At 36.5% G+C, this 21,545-nt stretch carries 11 protein-coding genes and 1 other annotated feature; of the genes, 7 read left to right on the top strand and 4 right to left on the bottom strand.

What is annotated here, in order from left to right; translation table 11 throughout:
- Positions 1-22 precede the first annotated feature (22 nt).
- The 3 genes from H0I41_RS00260 (at position 23) to H0I41_RS00270 (ending at position 2,728) form a co-directional block, all read left to right on the top strand.
- Entirely contained in the window at positions 23-910 is an 888-nt protein-coding gene (locus H0I41_RS00260; RefSeq protein ID WP_041818404.1) for an alpha/beta hydrolase, read from the top strand.
- A gap of 737 nt (positions 911-1,647) precedes the next feature.
- Positions 1,648-1,885 (top strand) — a binding site (T-box leader).
- Between the two features lie 186 nt (positions 1,886-2,071).
- Positions 2,072-2,290, top strand: a complete 219-nt coding sequence (locus H0I41_RS00265; RefSeq protein ID WP_135014517.1) for a hypothetical protein — start codon at positions 2,072-2,074, stop codon at positions 2,288-2,290.
- 174 nt (positions 2,291-2,464) lie between these two features.
- Complete coding sequence (locus H0I41_RS00270; protein WP_135014519.1) at positions 2,465-2,728, top strand: hypothetical protein; 264 nt, start codon at positions 2,465-2,467, stop codon at positions 2,726-2,728.
- 443 nt (positions 2,729-3,171) lie between these two features.
- On the opposite strand, the gene H0I41_RS00275 is transcribed toward H0I41_RS00270, so the two are convergent.
- The gene (locus H0I41_RS00275; protein ID WP_004898384.1) at positions 3,172-3,405 is read right to left on the bottom strand and encodes a DUF3923 family protein; all 234 of its coding nucleotides are present in this window, start codon (positions 3,403-3,405) and stop codon (positions 3,172-3,174) included.
- Between the two features lie 131 nt (positions 3,406-3,536).
- Between H0I41_RS00275 and H0I41_RS00280 the strand changes: the two genes are divergently transcribed.
- Positions 3,537-4,586: an AI-2E family transporter gene (locus H0I41_RS00280; protein ID WP_053106866.1), complete on the top strand. Its 1,050-nt coding sequence runs from the start codon at positions 3,537-3,539 to the stop codon at positions 4,584-4,586.
- A gap of 210 nt (positions 4,587-4,796) precedes the next feature.
- The gene (locus tag H0I41_RS00285; RefSeq protein ID WP_135014521.1) at positions 4,797-6,131 is read left to right on the top strand and encodes a dihydrolipoyl dehydrogenase family protein; all 1,335 of its coding nucleotides are present in this window, start codon (positions 4,797-4,799) and stop codon (positions 6,129-6,131) included.
- Positions 6,132-6,174: 43 nt separating this feature from the next.
- Here the strand turns inward: H0I41_RS00285 and guaB are convergent, their stop codons facing one another.
- The 3 genes from guaB to H0I41_RS00300 all read right to left on the bottom strand — a co-directional run bounded on the left by guaB (position 6,175) and on the right by H0I41_RS00300 (position 9,068).
- Positions 6,175-7,329, bottom strand: coding sequence for an IMP dehydrogenase (guaB, locus tag H0I41_RS00290; protein ID WP_135014522.1), 1,155 nt, complete (start codon positions 7,327-7,329; stop codon positions 6,175-6,177).
- Between the two features lie 73 nt (positions 7,330-7,402).
- Positions 7,403-7,978, bottom strand: a complete 576-nt coding sequence (locus tag H0I41_RS00295; protein WP_011161284.1) for an SGNH/GDSL hydrolase family protein — start codon at positions 7,976-7,978, stop codon at positions 7,403-7,405.
- Positions 7,979-8,054: 76 nt separating this feature from the next.
- Complete coding sequence (locus tag H0I41_RS00300; RefSeq protein ID WP_135014523.1) at positions 8,055-9,068, bottom strand: D-2-hydroxyacid dehydrogenase; 1,014 nt, start codon at positions 9,066-9,068, stop codon at positions 8,055-8,057.
- Positions 9,069-9,325: 257 nt separating this feature from the next.
- Between H0I41_RS00300 and H0I41_RS00305 the strand changes: the two genes are divergently transcribed.
- Complete coding sequence (locus H0I41_RS00305; RefSeq protein ID WP_011161286.1) at positions 9,326-11,938, top strand: mucin-binding protein; 2,613 nt, start codon at positions 9,326-9,328, stop codon at positions 11,936-11,938.
- A 616-nt stretch (positions 11,939-12,554) separates the two neighbouring features.
- Entirely contained in the window at positions 12,555-21,449 is an 8,895-nt protein-coding gene (locus tag H0I41_RS00310) for a mucin-binding protein (RefSeq protein WP_182094555.1), read from the top strand.
- The last annotated feature ends 96 nt before the right edge of the window (positions 21,450-21,545 follow it).

Below are 21,545 nucleotides of genomic sequence, written 5' to 3' on the forward strand. Positions count from 1 at the left end.
GAAAATGGAGGATGAGATAAGAGTGAAAATTAAACTAGTCTCCTTAATTGCTCTACTAGCGTTAGTTTTAACTGGATGCAGTTTTCAAAACAAACCTAATAGAGCTGATGCAGCACATAAATACTATGTTGAAAAAAGTGAAACGCCGAAAAACAATCTCAATGTAATTCCAACATTGTTTTTCCATGGTGGACTAAGTAATTATCATGGAGAAGAGAATATGGTAAAAGCTGCTCAAGAAGCTGGAGTGACTAATTCTGTCATTAGGGCCGATGTAGATGCCAATGGAAAGGTTAAACTGATTGGTACTATTCCAAATAACGCTGTTAATCCAATTGTAGAGGTAAACTATCGAAATAACGTTCAACTTGATTTTAAAGAAAATGGACGTTACGCCAGAAATGTAGTTCAGACTTTACAAAATGAGTATGGAATTAAAAAGATAAATATGGTGGGACATTCCCTGGGAAATACTTCAATTATGTATTATCTATTGCAAGCTGCTCACAATCCAAATTTACCAAGGTTAAATAAGCAAGTTTCAATTGGTGGACATTTTGATGGACTTGATTTTAAGCAGTTGCCAATTGCTATTAGACAACCTCCTAATCTTCGAGTTGATAATGAAGGAAAGCCAAATAAAATGAATGCCACCTATCGTGAAATGACAAAATTACGAACTCTTTATCCAAACAAAGAAATAGACGTCTTAAACATTATTGGTAATATTGGTGGAAATTCGGATGGGATTGTAAAAAATGCTTCATCTCTTTCATTAGAATACTTAGTTGCTCCTATGGCTAAAAGCTATCGTGTAGTCACAATAACTGGCAAGAATGCGGAACATGGGCAATTAACTTATAATAAACAGGTAGAGAAACAAATTATTAATTTTTTATGGCTACAATAGCAAAATAAAAGAAGATGTTTGAAAGGTAGTGATCCCGGAATTCGGACATGGATTTCGGGGTTTTCCTATGACCACATTATCTAAAGAAGATCAAATGAATCTCTTTAAAGAATGGAAATACTAATATAAAGGTACTAAGTATTTAATTAAAAATATGGGGTGAACTAAGATGAGTAAATTCAGGAATTTATTAGAGAAGACATTAGAAAAATTCCAGAATTGAAAGAACAATATGAGCAAGTGAATTTAAATTTGGATGCTTCAATTTTTGTTAGAGAAATGCGCGACTGCTAATGTTTTTGGTTAAAAGAGATATTTTAATTAAAAACTTTTCAAATTTAGAGTACGAAAAAAGCCACTTAAGAAAAGTGACTTCTGATTGTTTTGCTCACGAAGCATTAACGCTTAATTTCGTGGATCAATCGAGTGACTGAATCAACGAGTCGTGAAGCTTGGTACAATATTAAACCAATAGCAATTAAAGTAAATGCGTCAAGCAAGGCGTACAATTCCTTAAAGAGAACTTGATTAGGCTACGTTGCTAGCGCGCATATATTTGTCAAAAAACGTCTTGTGGGTGGTCGTTGAACCACCTTTTTTATTGCAAAATTTTCAGGTTTCCCGTATCACAATATATTATATTAAAATAATAAAATTTATAATTTAACTAATAAATAATTAAAATTATTGTTGACTTTTAATTTTTATCACTGTAATATTATGTTCAATAAAAAATAACAACAGCTTTGATAAGGAAAGTAAGTTTTACTGAAGTCCTACAGAGAGTTTCTGGTTGGTGCGAAGAAACAACGAAGGTTTAGCTGAAAATCACCTTTGAGCAGAAATTACGAATTGAGTAGTTTCAGGGCACGCCCTTTATAGCGTCGACGTATCGCTCTTTTTGAGCCGCACGTGCAACGAGGCTGGAGCTATGCTCAGCGAACATAGGTGGTACAGCGCATAAGCGCCCTATTAGATCAAAATAATTGGTCTGGTAGGGCGCTTTTTTCTTTAACAAGGCTATTAAGTATAGGAATAATTGGGAGAAAATTATTATGAAAAAGTTTATCAAGAGGTGGAGTATACAGTACAAATGCTTTTTCACCTGATAGATTTGGAAAGTGTATATTAAATAAAATGGACCTAGGAGAATTAAAAAATTTGGCCAAAATAATTTTTAAACCTGCAACTGTGAGATATTTAAAATCTCATGCATGGAAGAAAGCATCAGCAATGATGGTAAATGCAATTGTGCAGTATGCACCTAAGAAAGTTGCTAGTTTGGCTGTTAAAAAGTTTGCAAATCTTACACTGCCTGGAGTTGGTTGGGCATCAGTAGCATGGTGGGGGGCTCAATGTGGTTGGGATGAATTCCATTAAAAAGTTTTTAAAATGGATATTTGGATTATTACTAATTAATTTTGCAGGACTAATACTAATTACACTTTATTCGGCTTATTACAGCTTTGGTACTATGATTTTTGGAGTTCATACCGAAGCCGCCATAAAGGATTTTTGGAATACTGAAATCTTATGAAAATACGAGAAACTATTATGAAAAAAGGTATTGTTACAACTCTTTTTTATAAATATGATGTAACAACAACTTTTGTGTTATTAGCCATATTAAATCTTGGGTCACCGTGGGGAAATATTTCTTTTCGTGTGGTTATGGTTCTAATGAACATTGTTGTTGGAGCTAGTATGGAATATTTAGTTAATAGGTTTTCTTCAACAAGACGCCCATTGTTTAAAGGGATGGTAGCTTTAATTTTACTTTTTATAAATATAATTTGGATTTTAGTTACGGTCATCTAGTCAAATGATGGTGAATTATGAAAAAGCTACTACTAGTTTTTGAAATAGTATTAGGATTAATTCCTTTTCTTCCTATACTTTTAGCTACTATTTTCAAAACGAATATCCATACTTCAATTATAAATGTGACAATGCAGTGGCCACTGTGGGTTAAGCTTCCGCTTTTACTCATTTGTATTTTGTTATATCTGTATTTTTGGCACACAATTTTTAAAGAAATTAAAAAGGTTCTACTATAATTGAAAGATATATGTAATTCTCTAAAGCGTAGCGCTTGGCTATTCCGAGACGACACGGAAGACGGCTTTAGCTGCCTGGAGCGTCGAGGATAGACTTGCCCGAAGCGGATGGGAGTTAGAGAGCAAAACAAAAAGCAGTTTTTGAAGTTAACCCCTGGAGTTGGACATGAATTTGGGCGTCACTACATTGAAGCATCTTCTTTTTTAAATCTTATTATCATGATGCTTCTTTTTATCAAAATTGTGAAGCCAGATACCCCATGCGGCTTGAAATTCGATAATTAGCACGCTAGTAGAGATGAGCACTAAGAGAATTAAGGCATAACTAGCTGTTTCACCTAATTCAGAGGTATCAAAACCATATGTAAAGAGTTTACCGCCTCCATACATAATCAAAATTATCCAATAAATGTTTGCTAGCCACCACAATTTTCTCATTTAGATACCGATTTCATTCACTATATATAGCTATTATAGCATTCTTATAGGTAATTAAAAGTTTACTGCAAAGCTCTTAGGAAAAAGATAAGTGTATAATTAAGTAAAAAATAGAGAGGCAAGTGAACTAAATGGGACAAGCGTGGGATAAATTTAAAGAAAATACAACTGTACATCGTCTTGTGACTCTGTGTTTAATTATTCTCGTTTTATATGCAGCTCGCTCGATGATGAACACCATCTTGCTAACGTTTATTTTTACATATTTAATTGTGCATTTAATTCGGTTTACTCAAAAGAAAATTCCTAGCTTACCCGCGCAGGTAATTGTAGTTCTTGCTTATCTCTTAGTAATTGCGATTATTTACTTTGCGATTACGATCTATGTGCCAATTTTAATTAAGCAAATTATAAAAATGAGTCATTCTCTGATCAAATTCTATCAATCAGATGATATGAACTGGGTATCACGCTACTTAAGTCATTACATTAGCAATAGTGAAATTACAACACAGGCAAAACATGGTGTAACTATTCTAGTTCATGCTTTAACTAATTTTGGAACATTAACTATAGCGTTCTTTATGTCGCTGATCATGAGCTTTTTCTATACGATTGAGCTTAATTCAATGGCTGAATTCTCTCATACTTTTTTGCAGAGTCGTCACTTATCCTGGCTATTTGAAGATGTTGCATATTTTGGCAATAAGTTTGTTAATACTTTTGGTGTTGTCTTAGAAGCGCAATTTTTTATTGCTTTATGTAATACTGCGATGACGATGATCTGTTTAATTATTATGAGAATGCCGCAAATTATAGCTCTAGGATTGATGGTATTTATTCTTAGCTTAATCCCAGTTGCTGGAGTTATTATTTCTTTAATTCCCCTAAGTTTAGTTGCTTATTCAGTTGAGGGTCTGCGGTATGTAATCTATATCTTTATTGTGATTATGATTATTCATGCCATTGAGGCCTATATTTTGAATCCAAAGTTTATGTCAAGTAAAACTGAATTGCCAATCTTTTATACCTTTGTTGTTTTACTAGTCGGGGAACACTTTTTGGGAACCTGGGGCCTAATTGTTGGTGTCCCGATCTTTACCTTCTTACTAGATATCCTCGGGGTAAAATCAGTTAAAAAGAAAAAGCCACAAATTTTGAAAATTGAAGATAAAAAATAAAGCAGCTGTAAAGGCTGCTTTTTGTGTATTGTAAATATGATTGTAGGATATATGAGATTATGAATGGAGTTTGGTTATTCACAATACACTATTAATTACGCAAATAATTGTCTTTTTTGTTTTTTTTATAAAAATCCCGAGTACTTATGATAGCGGTCTCATGTAACTTTTTGATAAACTGAAAATGAAAGAAAGATATGAGGCGACGTTATGAAAAAATATGATTATATAATTTTAGGAACTGGGCCTGCCGCTTATAAATTAGTTAAGCTCTTAGATACACAACATAAGTCTATTTTAACCGTCGAAAGTGGTTTGTTTGGTGGGACTTGCCCGAATGTTGGCTGTGAACCAAAAATATATTTAGATGGAGCAGTTCAAGCAGTTTTATCAAATCAACAATTTGAAAAAGAGGGAATAATTTCTCAAGGCGGAAAATTAAATTGGGCTCAACTAATGAAAGACAAAAAGGCACGATTTGCAAGCTGGCCAAATGAAACAAGAAAAAATATTAGTAAAATCAGTGATGTAATTAGCGGGAGTGCCCATTTTGTTGATCGACAAACAATTGAAGTAAATAGACAATATTTCCAGGGAAATAGAATTATAATTGCTACCGGAAGAAGGCCCCATGAGCTCTCAATTCCAGGAGCGAAGTTCTTACACGATAGTTCTGATGTTTTATCTTTAGGCACATTACCTGAACACACTACTTTTATTGGCGGTGGTTATGTAGCAATGGAATTAGCGACATTTTTAGCTGCTGCTGGTAGTCAAGTAACAATCTTAGTCAGAGGAGATCGGGTGTTACGCCATTTTTATCAAAAATATAGTCGTGAATTAGTAGTTAGAATGAAGCAACGAGGCATTCAATTTGAATTTGAAACGGAGCCAACTCGAATTACTCGATTAAGCGATAAATATGTTGTTGAATTGAATCAAGACGGTCCAATTGTAACTGACTATGTAGTGAATGCGAGTGGACGGATGCCGAATATTGAAAAACTAGATTTATCAGATGCTCAAATTGATTATTCAACTCGAGGTATTGATGTAGACCGCCACCTTCAAACAAACGTTAAGAATATTTATGCAATTGGAGACGTTACAAGCCAAGATGTGCCCAACTTAACACCGGTTGCAGAATTTCAAGCACAATACCTCTTTAATTCTCTTGAAAAGGAGCTTACTCAACCGATTAATTATCCAGCTATTGGAACGGGAGTATTTGCTTTTCCGCAACTAGCTCAAGCCGGAATCAATCCTGATAGTGTTCTTGAAGATGGAGATAATTTTGAAATTAGAGAATATGAACTAAGCCAAAGTAGTTTATATGCTGGTCAAAAAGAGAAGGGCTTGTTAACTGTCGTTTATGATAAAGCCAATTACATTGTTGGTGTTAGTGAAATAAGTATGAGTGCAGTTAATGATATAAATTATTTTGTACCAATTATTGGTCTAAGAATTAATAAAAATGAGTGGCATCGAAATGTGTTGCCAATTTATCCTGCACTGGCCGATAAAATTGAAGGAATTTTGAGATAGAAAAAAGCACCTTGTGGTGCTTTTTTTATTACAAATCTAAATTTTATAAGTCGCTACCGCCATAGTTTGGAGCTTCTTTTGCCATTTGAACATCGTGTGGATGAGATTCACGTAAACCAGCATTAGTAATTTGAACAAATTGACTATTTTCAATTAATTCTTCAATTGTACCTGCACCCACATATCCCATACCGGCACGTAGACCACCATCAATTTGGTAGATGATATTGGAAACATCGCCTTTATAAGGAACTAAGGCTTCAACCCCTTCAGGAACTAATTTATTTGCTTCATTAACTCCACCTTGGAAGTAACGGTCAGATGATCCATGTTGTTGAGACATAGCGCCAACTGAACCCATACCGCGGTAGGATTTGAATTGTTTGCCTTCATTAGTAAAGATTGTTCCTGGAGCTTCAGTAGTTCCTGAGAACATTGAACCGAGCATTACAGCATTTCCACCTGCAGCTAAAGCCTTAACTACATCTCCAGAATATTTAATACCACCATCAGCAATGATTTTCTTGCCATGTTTTTGTGCAACACTAGCAGCGTCATAAATAGCTGTAATTTGTGGAACTCCCACACCAGCAACAATACGTGTAGTACAAATTGAACCAGGTCCAATTCCTACTTTAACAACATCTACTCCGGCATCAAATAGGGCAGCAGTTCCTTCGCCAGTAGCAACATTTCCAGCGATCAATGTAGCATTAGGAAAATGCTCACGAATTTCTTTGATTTTGCGTAAAACGCCAGCGGAATGACCGTGTGCTGTATCAATAACAATTGCGTCAGCACCAGCTTCAAGTAAACTTTCAGCACGTTCAAAAGTATCACTTGTAACGCCAACAGCAGCTGCAGCTAAGAGGCGACCTTGATCATCAACTGCAGGGTGAGGTAAGTTAGGATCTACAGTTTTACCTTTAGCTTTTTTAACTTCTTCAACTTGGACTTCGATTGAAAGGTTTTTATGAATAACCCCTAAGCCACCATTTTCGGCCATGGCAATTGCCATGTTTCCTTCAGTAACGGTATCCATTCCTGCGGAAATGAGTGGAATATGAAGTTGAAGATTGGGCGCTAATTTAGTATCTAGTTTAACTTCATTCGGCAGCACATGACTTTCAGCTGGAATTAAAAGTACATCATCAAAAGTTAATCCTTTTTTGGCAAATTTTGTTTCCCACAAACTCATTGTAAAGTCCTTTCTTTAGAAGCAACGTTTTAATATTAAATTAGCTAAACTTTACTCGAATATCTGGCAGAAGTCAATTAGAAATTTGATTTAATTTTTGAACAATTAATTTTGCGAGTAGTTCATAGCCCTTAACGCCAAAATGGAGTCCATCATTCTTTTTACCATTGAAAATTTCTGGAAAATTTTTACTTGCCTGCATCTTACTTGCTAGAGCAATAAATAAAAATTTATATTCCTTTGTAACGCGTTTGATTATGTTGCTATATTCCTGCACCAAGAGGTTATTTCGCACTTTTTGCTTATTTTCATCAACTGCAGGTGGGGTAACAAAGATAACCTTTCCTGGGTAATAACGCCAAATAATGCTAGAAGCGATTAATTTTAAATTATCCTCAAATTGTTGCAACGGGACTTGCTTGTGTACTGCTAAGTCATTAGTGCCAACTAAAATGATCAGATAATCGCATTTTGGCTGATTGAATACTAAATTGGGTAAAGAGAGGGCAAGACCACCAGAATTGATTCCCGAGATAGCTGTATTGTAAATCTGATACGAATTTAGTTTTTGCAATTGAAAGTTAATTTCTGGAATAGAATGATTTTCAGAGCGTGCAATAATACTGTCGCCGGTAAGAAGTAATTTCATTAATAAAAAATCCTTTAGGGTAGAAAAAAGACCTTGAGAAAATCTCAAGATCTTTTTGATTATCATAATTTGATTTTTAGAACTTGTTCTTGTCCAAAGCAACTGGAGAATCTGGTTTTTCACCGTTGATCATCTTTAAGTTGTTGTCAAATGCTTTAGTTACCATGTTACGTACAGCATGAGTAGTATAGAAAGCAGTATGTGGAGTTACCAATACATTTGGACGATCGATTAAGTCAGCTAAACGAGCATCTGGGAATTCTTTACCTTCCCAATCTTCGTTAAATACACCAACTTCACCTTCGTAAGTGTCCATTACGAAACCAAAGATCTTACCAGAATCTAAGCCGCGGATAACAGCGTCAGTGTCAACAAGTGGACCACGTGAGCAGTTTACGATTACAACGCCATCTTTCATCTTAGCGATTGATTCATCATTAATCATGTGAACGTTTGCTGGAACATCTGGAACGTGAAGTGAAATTACATCAGCTTGCTTGTATAAGTCATCAAGTGAGTCAACGTAGTAACCCTTCTTTTCAAGTTCTGGGTTCTTGAAGATATCGTAAGCAATAACTTTTGCGCCAAAGCCTTCCATAATCTTCATAAATACTTGACCGATGTGACCAGTACCTACAACACCAACAAGTTGGTCACGAACTTCACGACCAATAGTAGGTGCCCAGCGTAAGTCGCGCTTAGCCATCTTTTCATCCATACGCTTATCTTGACGTAGTACGCGAGCAGCTTGAATTGCAGCATGTTCAGCAATTGCGTCAGGAGAGTATACAGGAACGTTAGTGATTTCAAAGCCTAATTCTTTAGCCTTGTCCATGTCGATGTTGTCAACACCAACGTTACGTAATGACATCTTAGTTACGCCAGCATCAGCTAAAGCTTGAAGAGTTTCAGGAGTGTAGTCTAATTGTTGGTAAACAACAACACCGTCAGCACCCTTAGCTAATTTAGCAGTTTCAGGGGTTAAAAGCTTGTCAGTGTATTCAACTTCAATATCCTTGTGTGCATCTTTCCATTCGTTTAAGAAAGGTTCTTCATCTTTACGAATAGCGTAAGCAAAAATCTTTGTCATAAATTAAACCTCCGTCAAAATTAATAGTATGACCGTCTTTTATTATACACTTGAGTTTGTTAATAAAAACACAAAATCTAATTTTTTTGAAACTTCTTTTAAAGATGTTTCATGTGAAACTATTAATGTTATAAAAAATTAATTTTCTTTTGATTATGAATATAGGGTGCCTTATGATAATGATTAGGGAAAAATAACGATAAGTAAGCTACTAATATGTTATTAAAATTTGATCAAGATAGATGAGGGAATAAGTAATGTCAGTTGTTGTTAAATATGTTGACCTAGATGATAATTTGGTTGAACTTGCAAATTCAGGAGAGCTAGAGGGAAGAGTAGGAGAAAAAGTAGATTATAGTACAAAAGACGAAGTAACAAAATTACTAGCTGCTGGTTATGTGCTGATTAATAATCCTTTTGATCAAAACGGTGAAATAAATTTTTTTAAAAAAGATTCTCAAGAATTTACGATCACTTTTAAACATGGAAAAGAAGAAATAACAGCCAAAAATTTAAAATATGGATGTAAATTAGAGGATGTTCAAATGAAAGGTGAACAAAGAGTTCACTATATTGGACTTGAAAAAAATATTCCTGATAAAGTTACTGAGATTGCTTTTAATCGAAAGATTATTTTTGACAAAGTTACTAAGCAAAAATTATTAACTAATACTTGGCAACCAGAAAAATATTTCTTTCCTTTAGTTGCAAGTCCCAGTGTTATGAACTATACACCTGATAAGGCAGTAATTGGCGGAGAAACTGGAACTAGTCAAAAGCCAAAACATGAATATGTGGTCACTTATCTACCTAATAAGAAAAATGCAAGAAGACAGAAAGCCGAAATAAAATTTATTGATGTTGATAATAACAACCAAGAATTAGCTACTTCTGGAGAACTAAAAGGAAAGCCTGGAAAAGAAATTTCTTATAATACGGCGGATGTTTTGAAGGATTTAACCGCTAAGGGATATGAAGTTGTTACTAATGATTTTGATGCTGAAGAGCAGAAGCCTGTTTTTGGAAATAGTAAAGATTATGTTCAAATCTTTTTTGTGGCTTTAAAACACAAAAAACAAGTTGTTAGCTCCGAACATCCATTTTCAGGAATTGATGCAAATCTTTATGAAAAAGAAGTTCATCGGACAATTAGTTTCTCAGGAATAGATGATAGGAAGCTAGATGATGTAGTTCAAACAGCCATCTTGAAACGCAGCTTAACAATTGATCTAGTAACTAAAAAAGTTATTTCAGGCGAATATACAAGCCAATGGCAGAGTAGTGAAACTTATCCTTCAGTACCTGTGCCTGTAGTGTCAGGATATCATACTCAAATTAGTGAAGTAGTAGCTTCACCGGTAGAAAAACATGATTTAACTGAAGAAGTTAAGTACCACAAAAATGGATACTTGATTCCTGTGGATGTAAATCATAATGAGTTTTCGAAAATAAATAAAAAGCAATTAATTACTAATTCGATTGATCCAACTAAAGTGGTTCTTCCAGAATTAGATTTAGAAAATATTGTCTTAAAACAAATCAAAGAAGTAAAAATTGAAGATCCAAGTCATAATTATCAAGTTCCATATTTACTAGTGCATAAATATATTGCAGTCGATGAAAAGCATCCGCACGAGGTAATCAATCCAGCGTACTACCGTCGAATTGTCACTGCTCGTGTTCATTATCAAGGAGCGGGTAAACAGACTCCTCCAGATGCAGAACAAACGGTGCGTTGGACAAGAACAATTACTTATGATGAAGTAAGTAAAGAACTTATTGAAAATGGAATGTATACGACAAAATGGGTAGCTGATAGAGATATTTTTGAAGCAACTCCTACGCCTGTAATTAAAGGATTTGCTGCAAATATTGGTTTAATAGGTGAACACCCAGTTACAGAAACTGACTTAATGGCGACCATTACTTATACTCCACTTGGAAAAATGATTCCTGTTGATGAGCATGGAAATGAAATCAAAAATGCTATGCATCCAACTTATGTTAATGATCCATATGATCCCGTACGTGTGCTTTTTACTGAAGAAGTACCGGAAGTGCCGGGATATGCACCAGTTCACGATACAATTTCTGTTAATGATCCTTTTACAGATATTAAAGTGTCGTATACTTTAAAGCCTCGCTATATTCCGGTAAATAGTGACCATCCTTATCGACCGATTAAGCCTACATTGTACAGCGTGCCCGTCAAGGAAACAATTAAATATCAAGGTGCTGGTGACCAAACACCAGTTACTCGTTTGCAAGCTGCATGCTGGACGCGCACTCTGACTGTAGATGAAAATACTGGTGAACTAGTCGAAGACGGAAAATACACAACTGCTTGGTCAATTGATAAAAAGATCTATACGGCAGTACCAACGCCAATTATTGATGGCTATCATGCTGATAAAAAGATAATTGAAGAAAAAGAAGTAAAAAAAGCTGATGTCGATTTGCAAGTGACGTATAAGCAAAATGGGAGAATTATTCCAGTAAATTCTAAAGGAAATCCTATAAAGAATGTTGTCCAACCACTATATGTAACCGAGGCGGATGATGCAACTAAAGTAAAAAGGATACAAGGAGTACCTAGAATTATGAATTATATTCCTGAAAAAGAACTTATTACTATAGAGGATCCTGAAAAGAATACGCGGGTTATATATTATACATTCAGTGAAATACGGGAATTAAGCGAAAAGAAGCTAAATAAAGAAAAGCAAGCAAACTTAAAAAATGATAGTTTAGAGAAAAGAGAAGAGAAGAAGAAAGTTGAAAAAATAGAAGAAAGAAATTTTAAAAAAGATGAAAAGAAAATAAGTAAAAGAGAGACAGGCATAAAAGATATGTTTTCTTGGTTTAAGTAGTTATATAACAAACTAGGCTTATAATTCGGTTAGATGAGTCTAGTTAAAACAATAAATTAATTTAAAAAACCAAATGATGTTAAAGAATAATTTTTTTCTTTGATATTGTTTGGTTTTTGTTTTGCATTTGAAAGCTCTTGACAAAATAAAAAATGGGGGGGGTAAACTAGGCTTGTATCTACTAGTTAGGTTGAAACAAGTTATTTAATTTAGTTAAAAAATGGAAGAGGAGGTTGTTAAGGTATCAACTTCGACTTTATAGAAGGTATTAGTAGTAACATATAACCCTTTGCTAAGCAGCTTGTTAAGTAACGACAAAAAAATTAAAAAAAACAATCTCAAAGACTATAAAATAACAAAATTCATTTTTAATAATTTTAGTGTATAAAATAATATACAAATTTTTGAATATTATCATATAATAAACACATTATTTTATTATATATAAAAACAATGAAATACAGTAAAAATCAGCAATTAAGCAAGAAAAATACTGATTAAATAACTTCTAGACCTATTCTTGTAATGAAAAATATTTGTTATAATAACACTAAAGATCCTATAGTATTACTAAAATATATTAATTATATAACAGTTAAATGGAGGAAAATAAGGAATGCTATCTAAGAATAACTACCAAGAACGCTTAAGAAAAATGGATGACAAACAAGAACGTTTTTCAATCCGTAAATTTTCTGTCGGTGCAGCTTCTGTTTTAGTCGGAACAGCTGTATTAACTATGCAAAATGTTCAAACAGCACGCGCCGATACTACTTCAAATACTACAACTAAGACAACAGATTTATCTTCAGAAGCTGAAGAACAAAACAAGCAAAATGCTTATGATAAAACTCTTAATGAGGCACAACCTACAACTAAGCCTGCAGATGCTCCTGTGGAGAGTCAAGATAGTAAGGTGGCCTCTTTTAGTGTGCCTAAAAATGAAGGAACATTTGTAGAAAAAACACTAACGCCTAATATTACTGAAGAGACAGAGGCAATGCAGGATAAGGCTGAGTTAGCTCAAGTAAATAGTGAGGATAAGTCAGCTGAAAACAATAAAACTAATGTAAAGGAAGAAAGTCAGACTGTTGAAGAGAATCAAATGGATAAGCGATCAGCTGAAGCGAATATATCGGATACAGAAAACACATTAGTAAGTAACACAACTTTAAATGTCCCTAAGACAACTCCAGCTACTACACGCTTTTCAGCAACAGCACTAAGTGAGAGCAAATTTCAAGTCAATGCTCCACGCGTGGGCCAAGATACTCCTGATACACAAGTTAAGAAAAATAATTATAAACTTGTAACCAATGCTACTGCACTTCAACAAGCAATTAATACTGGTGTTGCAGGTGTTAATATTGATAGAAGTATTGATGCTTCTAATGTTGATTTGGCTATTAGAAATACTTTTACAATTGTTGGTCTTAACGATGCAGCAGCACTTAATTTAGGTCAAAAATCTCTTAATAATTCCGGTAATTTAACTCTCCAAGATATTAAGATTAATGGATCAATCTCTGGTAGCGGTACGGTAAATATTAAGGGAAATGTTACTTCTAATGTAAATAGTACTAATTCTTCTGTTCCAACTCAGGATCAATATAATGCTCAAAATTATACTGGTAGTAGAACTAACTTTAAGAACTCTAACATTGCTGCTAGGAACGTAAATATTGAAAATGGTGCTTCCTTAACTATTAACAGTTCTGAAATTAATGATGGAATTAACTTAGCTGATGGCGGTACTGTTAAAGTTGGCGATAATGCTACTTTAAATGTTAACCTGACTAATACATCAACTACTGCTACCCGTTACCATGTTGCTGGTGTGTTTGCCAAGAATGGTGGTAACTTTATTAGTGGTTACAAGTCAAATGTTAATTTTAATACAGGATTAGGCCAAGCTATTGCGATCGGAGCAACCCGACCAACAAGTACTGACGCCGATAGATACGGTGGTTATGGTACACGCTCAAGAAATGATGGTCCAACATTAGTTCAATTAGGTGACTCATCGACTTTTAACTTTACTGGACGTGACGGTATTATCTTAGGTAATAATGCTAACTTTATTTCTGGAGAGAATTCAAATGTTCATTTTGAAAACAAGGGACGAGGAGTTGCTTTAGATTTAGCTAATAACTCAAATATCGAAATTTCTAAACATTCCATTACTTCTTTCCATTCTGTTGGCAAGACAGGAACGTCTGGTAGCTTTGATGGCTATAACTATATTGGTGTTAACGAAGGTGGTAATATTACTGTTGACGAATATGCTACCTTCCGTGTAATTCTTGAAGGTCGTGGCGATAATCCATGGGATGACGTAATTTCCTTAGATTCTAGAAATGCTAACACAAATGCTGCTTTCACTTCTAAGACAGGAGCAATTGTTGACATTCGTGATGATAATACTAACTTTTACGCAGAACTTATTTCATTCCCACTAGGGAGTGCAAACTCACGCATTGATATTCAAGATCCCCTAATGCTTAACCTGCAACGCTACTCTAATGGTGGAGCAACGACTGGTTGGATGGCTACTGGTGGTGACAAAATCAACACAACTTCGGCACAATATACTGCTAACTTAATTTATATGAGTGGTAATAAGGGAGTATTTAGTGTTAGTGGTGGGGATTACGATCCATCTAATCCTAATAGTTCCGGCTTTGTTGTTTACCAACAAATTAAGTCAGATGGCTCAAAACAAATCTGGCTCAATGTAAATAGCGTTGATATTCCAATGAATGGATTCCAAACTAAAGATATTTGGAATAATCAAGCAAACCCAGACGTATCAATTGCAGGTAATGGTTTAACTGCAGGTATTAAAGCGAACCAAGTTCATAACTTTGATGGGTCTCCACTAACTGGTCCGAATGCACCATACTATGGAATTTCAACCCAACGTGCTAGTCATCAAATTTGGATTCCTCATAGAACATCATTGGAAGTTACTGGTGAACACAAGAGTACTATTAAGTACGTTGATGAAAATGGAAAAGAAATTTTTCCAGAAAATACTCAATCATTAGATATGAAACGTAGTCTGATACTTGATATTACACAAGATAAGATTCAAGATATTCAGAATTATGCTTTAAGTCATACTGCAGATGAAACTTTAGAGTACATTAAAAACAGTCAAGCAGTAGTTCAAGATTCAGGTTGGGATTTCACTGATGCTAATGGTAAAGCTGTTATTGATCCATATAGTACAATTGACTCACCTAAATTGGCTGGCTATGCTGCAACGATCCAATCAACAAATGTTTCAACTTTAAAGGTTGGAGCAGATGCTTCTGCAGTAACTGCTAAATTTATGGTTGAACCATCTCAAGATATGGTTCAAAATGGCGAATTATCAACTGCTTACAAGCAAAATGGCACTACTGGAATTCCTGCAGATTATGTAACAGTAGTCGTTTATAATAAACAAGCAACTTATCAGGCAGGTAAAACTGATAGTAAGAGTGTTGTTCGTGATATTAACTACTTAGATGGTAAGACAGGCAAAAAGATTCCAGCTAACCTAATTAAAGATAATCCAGTTTCTCAAACTGTTACTATGCACCGTACTGAAATTCTTGATAATTCAGGCAAGGTAATAGGTTATGGGACTATTAGTGAAGATGGTAAGTCGTACACACTTAACAACGATTGGATTATTGATGGTAACTGGGAAGCTGTAAAATCACCAGACTTAACCACTAATGGTTACAAGACACCACGTTTTGAAAATGGTGATATAGCCAAAGTAGTTCCAGCAGAAACTGTAAATGAAAATACCCCTGATACTACTGTAAATGTTTACTACGACCACAATGAAATCCCAGTTGGTCCAGATACTCCAGATAAGCATGGGGTAGATTTAAACGAATTAACTAAAGATGTTAACGAAACTGTTCACTACGTATACAGTGATGGAACTAAGGCAGCTCCTGATGTTGTTCAAACTTCTAAGTGGACTAGAACTTTAACTATTGATGCAGTAACTAATGAAGTAATTTCCGATGGTCAATATACCACTGATTGGGCAATTCCTAAGGGTGAAAAGACTGTTTACGATCAAGTAGATACTCCAGTAATCAAAGGCTATCACGCAGATAAGCGTCAAATCAATGCTACAGTGGTTACTCAAAATAATATTGAAGAGACTGTTACTTACCAACCAAATGGTAAGATCATTCCAGTTGATCCAAATGGAGATCCAATTCCAAATGTACCAACCCCAACTTACCCAACAGATCCAACAGACCCAACTAAGGTAGTACCGGATGAACCAGTACCAGAAATTCCAGGATTGATTCCAAGTGTTCCAACAGTAACACCAGAAAATCCAGGTAAGGATACGCCAGTACCATATACCCCAGAAGTTCCAGCTAAGGATCAAGTAGCAGTTGTTAACTACATTGATGCAGATGACAACAACGCAATCATCACTAGCTCAGGCAACTTAACTGGTAAAGCTGGCGAAAAGATTGACTACAGTACTGCTTCAACGATTGAAGAACTAGAAAACAAGGGTTACGTACTTGTAAGTGATGGCTTCCCAGCAGGAGCAACGTTTGATAATGATGACAATACAACTCAAATCTACACAGTTGTATTGAAGCACGGTACAGTTCCAGTAACACCAGAAAACCCAGGCAAACCAGGTGAACCAATTAATCCTAACGATCCAGATGGTCCTAAGTGGCCAGAAGGCACTGGTGAAAATGGTGTAAAGAGAACAGGAACTCAAACTATTCACTACGAAGGAGCAGGCGACAAGACTCCTAGTGATGATGTACAAACATTCGACTTCACTAAGAAGATGCTGGTAGATAAGGTAACTGGTAAGATCATTGATGGAGGCGAATGGAATGTAACTAGTCACACATTTGGCTACAAGGATACTCCAGTAATTGAAGGCTACCACGCAGATAAGCGTAATGCCGGAGGATCTGTGGTAACACCAGATGACTTGAACAAGACTATCACAGTAAGTTACCAACCAAATGGTAAGATCATTCCAGTTGATCCAAATGGAGATCCAATTCCAAATGTACCAACCCCAACTTACCCAACAGATCCAACAGACCCAACTAAGGTAGTACCGGATGAACCAGTACCAGAAATTCCAGGATTGATTCCAAGTGTTCCAACAGTAACACCAGAAAATCCAGGTAAGGATACGCCAGTACCATATACCCCAGAAGTTCCAGCTAAGGATCAAGTAGCAGTTGTTAACTACATTGATGCAGATGACAACAACGCAATCATCACTAGCTCAGGCAACTTAACTGGTAAAGCTGGCGAAAAGATTGACTACAGTACTGCTTCAACGATTGAAGAACTAGAAAACAAGGGTTACGTACTTGTAAGTGATGGCTTCCCAGCAGGAGCAACGTTTGATAATGATGACAATACAACTCAAATCTACACAGTTGTATTGAAGCACGGTACAGTTCCAGTAACACCAGAAAACCCAGGCAAACCAGGTGAACCAATTAATCCTAACGATCCAGATGGTCCTAAGTGGCCAGAAGGCACTGGTGAAAATGGTGTAAAGAGAACAGGAACTCAAACTATTCACTACGAAGGAGCAGGCGACAAGACTCCTAGTGATGATGTACAAACATTCGACTTCACTAAGAAGATGCTGGTAGATAAGGTAACTGGTAAGATCATTGATGGAGGCGAATGGAATGTAACTAGTCACACATTTGGCTACAAGGATACTCCAGTAATTGAAGGCTACCACGCAGATAAGCGTAATGCCGGAGGATCTGTGGTAACACCAGATGACTTGAACAAGACTATCACAGTAAGTTACCAACCAAATGGTAAGATCATTCCAGTTGATCCAAATGGAGATCCAATTCCAAATGTACCAACCCCAACTTACCCAACAGATCCAACAGACCCAACTAAGGTAGTACCGGATGAACCAGTACCAGAAATTCCAGGATTGATTCCAAGTGTTCCAACAGTAACACCAGAAAATCCAGGTAAGGATACGCCAGTACCATATACCCCAGAAGTTCCAGCTAAGGATCAAGTAGCAGTTGTTAACTACATTGATGCAGATGACAACAACGCAATCATCACTAGCTCAGGCAACTTAACTGGTAAAGCTGGCGAAAAGATTGACTACAGTACTGCTTCAACGATTGAAGAACTAGAAAACAAGGGTTACGTACTTGTAAGTGATGGCTTCCCAGCAGGAGCAACGTTTGATAATGATGACAATACAACTCAAATCTACACAGTTGTATTGAAGCACGGTACAGTTCCAGTAACACCAGAAAACCCAGGCAAACCAGGTGAACCAATTAATCCTAACGATCCAGATGGTCCTAAGTGGCCAGAAGGCACTGGTGAAAATGGTGTAAAGAGAACAGGAACTCAAACTATTCACTACGAAGGAGCAGGCGACAAGACTCCTAGTGATGATGTACAAACATTCGACTTCACTAAGAAGATGCTGGTAGATAAGGTAACTGGTAAGATCATTGATGGAGGCGAATGGAATGTAACTAGTCACACATTTGGCTACAAGGATACTCCAGTAATTGAAGGCTACCACGCAGATAAGCGTAATGCCGGAGGATCTGTGGTAACACCAGATGACTTGAACAAGACTATCACAGTAAGTTACCAACCAAATGGTAAGATCATTCCAGTTGATCCAAATGGAGATCCAATTCCAAATGTACCAACCCCAACTTACCCAACAGATCCAACAGACCCAACTAAGGTAGTACCGGATGAACCAGTACCAGAAATTCCAGGATTGATTCCAAGTGTTCCAACAGTAACACCAGAAAATCCAGGTAAGGATACGCCAGTACCATATACCCCAGAAGTTCCAGCTAAGGATCAAGTAGCAGTTGTTAACTACATTGATGCAGATGACAACAACGCAATCATCACTAGCTCAGGCAACTTAACTGGTAAAGCTGGCGAAAAGATTGACTACAGTACTGCTTCAACGATTGAAGAACTAGAAAACAAGGGTTACGTACTTGTAAGTGATGGCTTCCCAGCAGGAGCAACGTTTGATAATGATGACAATACAACTCAAATCTACACAGTTGTATTGAAGCACGGTACAGTTCCAGTAACACCAGAAAACCCAGGCAAACCAGGTGAACCAATTAATCCTAACGATCCAGATGGTCCTAAGTGGCCAGAAGGCACTGGTGAAAATGGTGTAAAGAGAACAGGAACTCAAACTATTCACTACGAAGGAGCAGGCGACAAGACTCCTAGTGATGATGTACAAACATTCGACTTCACTAAGAAGATGCTGGTAGATAAGGTAACTGGTAAGATCATTGATGGAGGCGAATGGAATGTAACTAGTCACACATTTGGCTACAAGGATACTCCAGTAATTGAAGGCTACCACGCAGATAAGCGTAATGCCGGAGGATCTGTGGTAACACCAGATGACTTGAACAAGACTATCACAGTAAGTTACCAACCAAATGGTAAGATCATTCCAGTTGATCCAAATGGAGATCCAATTCCAAATGTACCAACCCCAACTTACCCAACAGATCCAACAGACCCAACTAAGGTAGTACCGGATGAACCAGTACCAGAAATTCCAGGATTGATTCCAAGTGTTCCAACAGTAACACCAGAAAATCCAGGTAAGGATACGCCAGTACCATATACCCCAGAAGTTCCAGCTAAGGATCAAGTAGCAGTTGTTAACTACATTGATGCAGATGACAACAACGCAATCATCACTAGCTCAGGCAACTTAACTGGTAAAGCTGGCGAAAAGATTGACTACAGTACTGCTTCAACGATTGAAGAACTAGAAAACAAGGGTTACGTACTTGTAAGTGATGGCTTCCCAGCAGGAGCAACGTTTGATAATGATGACAATACAACTCAAATCTACACAGTTGTATTGAAGCACGGTACAGTTCCAGTAACACCAGAAAACCCAGGCAAACCAGGTGAACCAATTAATCCTAACGATCCAGATGGTCCTAAGTGGCCAGAAGGCACTGGTGAAAATGGTGTAAAGAGAACAGGAACTCAAACTATTCACTACGAAGGAGCAGGCGACAAGACTCCTAGTGATGATGTACAAACATTCGACTTCACTAAGAAGATGCTGGTAGATAAGGTAACTGGTAAGATCATTGATGGAGGCGAATGGAATGTAACTAGTCACACATTTGGCTACAAGGATACTCCAGTAATTGAAGGCTACCACGCAGATAAGCGTAATGCCGGAGGATCTGTGGTAACACCAGATGACTTGAACAAGACTATCACAGTAAGTTACCAACCAAATGGTAAGATCATTCCAGTTGATCCAAATGGAGATCCAATTCCAAATGTACCAACCCCAACTTACCCAACAGATCCAACAGACCCAACTAAGGTAGTACCGGATGAACCAGTACCAGAAATTCCAGGATTGATTCCAAGTGTTCCAACAGTAACACCAGAAAATCCAGGTAAGGATACATCAGTACCATATAACCCAGTTAAGGATCCAGATAAGGTAACTACAGTAGAAGGTAAACAAATTATTCACTTTGTAGATGGCGATAATAACAAGCCACTTAAGGATCCAAATATTCAAACTTATGAATTCAAGATTACTAATGGTGTGCCAAACGAATCCAGTCATACCTTTACTCTAGTTAATGTACCGGTGATTCCAGGATATGTTGCAGAAATTAAGTCTGCTGGTGGAAAGACGGTAACTCCAGATAAGCCTCTTGCAGAAGTAACAGTTGTTTACCATAAGATCGGTAAGATCGTTCCAGTTGATCCAAATGGAAATCCAATTCCAAATGTACCAACTCCAAGCTACACTAACGATCCGACAGATCCAACTAAGGTAGTACCAAATGAACCGGTGCCAGCTATTCCTGGAAAGACACCAGATAAGACGACAGTAACTCCAGTTGATCCAACTAAGGATACACCTGTTGTTTACAAGGATGATAAAGTACCACCTGCTCCAAATACACAAAAAGCTGTAGTTAACTTTATTGATGTTAATACTGGAAAAATTATCAGTACTTCTGGTATTTTAAGTGGTCGCCCAGGAGAAGATATTAATAAGTTATTCTCGTCTGCTGAAGTAATTAAGCAATTAGAGGCTGCAGGTTACGAAGTTGTTTATAATGCATTTGACGGCGATGGTGTGACTAAGTACTTTGACAATGATGGCAATACGGTACAACAATTTACTATTGCTTTGAAACTGAAAGAAAAAGCTAAGACGCCAGATCCCGTTCTTCCTGATCCAGAAGTTCCTGTAGAAAAGGAAACTCGATCTGAACAACCAGTTAAGCAAAATGTTGCTGTTCCTACTCCAGAAAAACCTGTAGAAAAGAAGACTACTGACAATAAGGAAGTCTTACCGCAAACAGGTGCTGATAGTAATGAAGCGGCTACTATTTTAGGTGCCGTAGCAACAGCAATTGGCATGACAAGCTTGATTGGCGCAAAGAGACGCAAGAAAGATGATAAATAATTTTTTAAATTAAATATCTTTTTTCAAAATTAGCTAGTAAAAAGGCGTTGAGACTTGATTCTCAGCGCCTTTTTTTAATACATTCTATTTATAATA

It is taken from the genome of Lactobacillus johnsonii, assembly GCF_014058685.1.
In the GTDB taxonomy this organism is placed as follows: domain Bacteria; phylum Bacillota; class Bacilli; order Lactobacillales; family Lactobacillaceae; genus Lactobacillus.

Bases quoted from the DNA above. Each gene is read 5' to 3' on its own strand.
- H0I41_RS00295 (WP_011161284.1), bottom strand. From the start codon at position 7,978: ATGAAATTACTTCTTACCGGCGACAGTATTATTGCACGCTCTGAAAAT.
- guaB (WP_135014522.1), bottom strand. From the start codon at position 7,329: ATGAGTTTGTGGGAAACAAAATTTGCCAAAAAAGGATTAACTTTTGAT.
- H0I41_RS00300 (WP_135014523.1), bottom strand. From the start codon at position 9,068: ATGACAAAGATTTTTGCTTACGCTATTCGTAAAGATGAAGAACCTTTC.
- H0I41_RS00270 (WP_135014519.1), top strand. From the start codon at position 2,465: ATGAAAAAAGGTATTGTTACAACTCTTTTTTATAAATATGATGTAACA.
- H0I41_RS00310 (WP_182094555.1), top strand. From the start codon at position 12,555: ATGCTATCTAAGAATAACTACCAAGAACGCTTAAGAAAAATGGATGAC.
- H0I41_RS00305 (WP_011161286.1), top strand. From the start codon at position 9,326: ATGTCAGTTGTTGTTAAATATGTTGACCTAGATGATAATTTGGTTGAA.
- H0I41_RS00285 (WP_135014521.1), top strand. From the start codon at position 4,797: ATGAAAAAATATGATTATATAATTTTAGGAACTGGGCCTGCCGCTTAT.
- H0I41_RS00280 (WP_053106866.1), top strand. From the start codon at position 3,537: ATGGGACAAGCGTGGGATAAATTTAAAGAAAATACAACTGTACATCGT.
- H0I41_RS00275 (WP_004898384.1), bottom strand. From the start codon at position 3,405: ATGAGAAAATTGTGGTGGCTAGCAAACATTTATTGGATAATTTTGATT.